The 2,422-nt window shown below is 36.3% G+C and carries 2 protein-coding genes and 1 pseudogene; all 3 read left to right on the forward strand.

Annotation, left to right across the window (positions count from 1 at the left end; translation table 11 throughout):
* The first annotated feature begins 303 nt into the window (after positions 1–303).
* Entirely contained in the window at positions 304–903 is a 600-nt protein-coding gene (locus ACIQXP_RS25145; protein ID WP_387508681.1) for an HD domain-containing protein, read from the forward strand.
* Positions 904–948: 45 nt separating this feature from the next.
* Positions 949–1,626 (forward strand): response regulator transcription factor, encoded by a 678-nt coding sequence (locus ACIQXP_RS25150; RefSeq protein WP_387508679.1) that lies wholly within the window; start codon positions 949–951, stop codon positions 1,624–1,626.
* Positions 1,623–2,422, forward strand: a pseudogene (locus ACIQXP_RS25155) (sensor histidine kinase); the annotation flags it as partial. The gene ACIQXP_RS25150 and the pseudogene ACIQXP_RS25155, both read left to right, overlap by 4 nt.

Genomic DNA, 2,422 nt, shown 5'->3' on the forward strand with positions numbered 1-2,422 from the left:
GGTGCGAATCGCCGTAGCCAGATTTCCGTTTACACCTTTTATACCGATTTTGGCAAGAATTGCTGTAGCTGCAGCAAAAAAAGCTGATAGAATTGTATAGTATCTCCACATAATATGATAATTAAATTTTTACAAAAATATTTTACAATTCGGTAGATAATCTGTATGCCAGAAATAAATAAAAAGTACTTTTATAAACGCAATACAATTACAAAGAGCAGATATTTTCCAGTCTCTTAAGGCATAGTCTACAGATTTACTCCAGATTTCAGTTTTACCATTGTATTAGATTTAGGATGCAATATGAACATAACTGAGGAAATCTTACTGACAAGGGTTGAGCGTTTTGTAGAAGACCGTTTAAAAAACAGGCTTTCTACGAAAATGTATTTTCATAATTTGGAGCATACTTTACTGGTGGTTGAAGGTGTAGAACTTATTGGAAGGGCGGTTAGTCTTAATAATAATGAATGCTTTTTACTCATTCTGGCAGCATTTCTGCATGATGTTGGCTATACAGAGAAATACATAGGCCACGAAGAAGAAAGCGCTAACATTGCAGCCGAATTTTTAGGTGAAAACGGACTGGAGCCTGAAAAGATAGAAGTCGTAAAAGAATGTATAAAAGCTACTAAATTTCCCCAACAACCCGAGAATGAATTGCAAATGGTAATTTGTGATGCTGATTTTTATCATTTTGCACTCCGCGATTATCAGGATTACGCAGATAGACTTAGGGCAGAGTGGGAAACAAATCTAAACCTTTTTTATACCAACCTTGAATGGGATACACTAAATTTCAACATGCTTTCTGCACATGAATATTTTACATCTTATGGAAAAGAGGTTCTTCAGGAAAAAAAGAAATTTAATCTAGAAAGACTTAAATCCCGCATAAGTTAGCCTAAAAAAAATGTATGTTTTTAGATAAAGAAAGTAAATTACATTATGAAAATATTGGTTATTGAAGATGAACAAGCACTTTACGAAAGCATTTTAGCCTATTTTACCGGTGAAGGAAACGTTTGCGAGCATGCTGCTGATTTTGAAACTGCAACTGAAAAAATTGAATTATATACTTACGATTGTATTCTTTTGGACCTGGGGTTGCCTGGAGGGGAAGGCCTTGACCTGCTCTCCAGATTAAAGAAAATGAATAAGAAAGATGGTGTGCTTATTATCTCTGCGAGACACTCGCTCGATGACAGACTTTCTGGTTTGGACTTAGGAGCAGATGATTATTTAGTAAAACCATTTCATCTCTCAGAATTAAAAGCCAGAGTGAGCGCTATTATAAGGCGCAAAAATTTTGATGGTGATAACATTATCCAGTTTAATGAAATTCAAGTAGATGTTTCTGCGATGAAGATTACGGTAAACGACACGCCCGTCACGCTTACCAAAAAAGAGTTCGATTTGCTGGTATATTTCTTATCAAATAAAAATAAGGTGGTCACTAAAAATGCAATGGCCGAGCACCTTTGGGGTGATGAAATGGATCTTTCTGATGATTTCGACTTCATTTATACACATGTTAAAAATTTGAAGAAGAAACTTGCCGAGGCAGGAGCAAAAGATTATGTTAAATCTGTTTATGGCATTGGCTACAAATTTACATCGATATGAAGTTATCTGCCCGATACAACAGGGTTAACATGCTCACCTCGCTGATCATTTTAATTATAACAGGTGTAATCTATTACTTTTTTATACACCTTATCCTAACCAATAAACTCGATAAGGATTTAGCAGTTGAGGAAAATGAGATCCGACAATACACACATACATATCAAAAATTGCCGTTACCGGCTAGCTATCTCGACCAGCAGATTTCTTATGCCGAATCGCCAGGTAACGCAAACGATATCCGCGAATTTAGCTACACCACCTATTTAAATACAAAGGAAAATGAGGAAGAGCCCGGAAGAAGTTTAGTGACTACAGTAAATTTAAAGGGTAAAAATATATTGGTTACCATTACAAAATCGAGAGTAGAATCAGAAGATTTGGTGAGGGTGATTCTGTTGATAACTTTAGGGGTGACCATGATCTTACTTGGGACACTTTTTTTAATCAACCGATTTGTATTGAGCAGGCTTTGGCAACCATTTTACGACACACTCAAAAGAATTAAAACATTTGAGGTAACAAAAATGGAGGCAATAAAAGAAGAGCCTACCAAAATAGACGAATTTATTGAGCTTAATCAATCGGTAAATGCTATGGCCGAACGTGTGAAACAAGATTATCGGGAACTTAAAAGCTTTACAGATAATTCCTCGCATGAAATGATGACACCGCTCGCGGTAATTAATTCTAAGCTTGATTCTTTACTTCAAACTGAAACCTTCACCGAACAGCAAGGCGCATTACTGGAAGATATTTATCAGGCAACGGGCAGGCTTTCGCGCCTGCACCAATC

Source organism: Pedobacter suwonensis (assembly GCF_044762335.1).
Lineage (GTDB): Bacteria > Bacteroidota > Bacteroidia > Sphingobacteriales > Sphingobacteriaceae > Pedobacter.

What these genes read in the sequence shown, in the direction of transcription:
- ACIQXP_RS25145 (WP_387508681.1), top strand. Translation starts at nt 304, where the DNA reads ATGAACATAACTGAGGAAATCTTACTGACAAGGGTTGAGCGTTTTGTA.
- ACIQXP_RS25150 (WP_387508679.1), top strand. Translation starts at nt 949, where the DNA reads ATGAAAATATTGGTTATTGAAGATGAACAAGCACTTTACGAAAGCATT.